The sequence below is a fragment of the Corynebacterium yonathiae genome, from assembly GCF_027570195.1.
Classification (GTDB): domain Bacteria; phylum Actinomycetota; class Actinomycetes; order Mycobacteriales; family Mycobacteriaceae; genus Corynebacterium; species Corynebacterium yonathiae.
Genome location: NZ_JAKMUZ010000040.1, coordinates 1 through 1,420, shown reverse-complemented (window position 1 = coordinate 1,420; position 1,420 = coordinate 1). Strand labels below are relative to the sequence as shown.

Here is a 1,420-nt window from a genome sequence, read left to right as displayed (position 1 = left end):
TGGTTTAGAGTTCGTCGACGCCGGCAAACAGGCTGCGAATTTCAGGACAGTCAGCAAACTTCCGCTTTAGCCGGCCCAAGAATTCTTCAAAGGAAATTGGATCAGCAGCCCTTTGGACCTTTCCGAGCAACTCATACGCTTGGTCGCGACCACACTTGTTTTCCAACTGCTCCTCGACTATTCGCATCAGAATGGGAATGGTCTCGTCCGGCAAATCCGGAAGAAGCTGTTCTGCCAAGCTCCATTCAATTCTGGCGTCCGAGGCTGTTGCCCAAGCACGCTCCGGATCATCTAGGCACAAGTACTGGAACATCGCTAGGTCCCATGGCTTATCCCGCAGGCGAGTTTGGATGAGTACGGACGCGGTGTCCCCTACGGCGGCAAAAAGGCCACGCGCAGTCGATAGCATTGGAAAACTATCGAAGGCTATTCGGTGTACGGCGGGACTGCGGTGGGGAAAGTGGGCGTCGGAAAGCGCGGCCCAAAAAGTAACGATATCGAAAGTATCCTCGGTGGGTAAGGCCAGCAAGGCCTTCTCTGAGTACTTATAGGCGAGGTCAAACTGACCTATCTCCGAAAGGCCGCGAATCAGCTGCTCGTATCCGTCCGTATGAGTACGAAATACGTCCTCGACAGAGCCAGAAAGCACCGCCAACCGACGCTTTGCATACGCACCCTGCCCCCGCTCGCGAAGTTCCTTCACGCCCTCTACCCCTAAAGATTCCTCGTACTGCACGGGGTCAACATCTATTTGTTCCGCATACGGCGACTCAAGAATGCCCAAGAGCCACTGGGCCAAGTACAGCCCGTCAACCTTTGATAGTTGAGCTGCATGAGGTAGTTCCTGCGCCAAGCGCTCGGCACTCCAACGCACGGCTTCATTGACATCCTCAATAAGCGGCAACTGTTGCAGAACTTCGTCAACTGCGCGTTGCGCCACTAGGAAGATATCGTGAGCCTTGATTGGCTCAATTCCATAGCCGGCTAAAAGATGAGGTTCAAACATGGCAGTCTGGAGCAGCTCGCCGGCCTGCCACACCTGGTCGGCGTACTGGCTCGAATCGTCGGGGTCAGCCAGATTTAGTCCGGTGGGCTTTACAAAGTTAATGGTCGCCTCGGTAAGGGTCTGCACTACTTCTGGCATTCCTTTAAATCCGCAAGAAATTCTTTGAGAGGTTCCGTAAGCTCCCATATTTGGTTACGCTCCTGCTCAAACATGCGATCAACGAGGAACTCCACACCACCCAGATCATCGGGATGCAGGCTATCTAAATAGGCCAGAAGCTTATCGACGTCTTGCAAGCCTTGAATTCCCTGCTCTACTTGTTCCACCACAGTAGAAATTTGTGCTTGGTCCATGCGTTTGAGACTAGCAAAACAAAAGAAGAGGACGGTGGTATACCGTCCTCTTCTTCTACGT

Annotated in this window: 2 protein-coding genes; both read right to left on the bottom strand. The window is 53.1% G+C overall.

Translation table 11 applies throughout. From position 1 onward, the window contains the following. Positions 1 to 4: 4 nt before the first annotated feature. A complete protein-coding gene (locus L8V22_RS11570) occupies positions 5 to 1,144 on the bottom strand; it encodes a hypothetical protein (RefSeq protein ID WP_238802255.1) in 1,140 nt (379 codons plus the stop codon). Further along, on the bottom strand, positions 1,132 to 1,420 hold a 289-nt coding region (locus tag L8V22_RS11565; RefSeq protein ID WP_269966563.1), incomplete at its 5' end, for a hypothetical protein. The genes L8V22_RS11570 and L8V22_RS11565, both read right to left, overlap by 13 nt.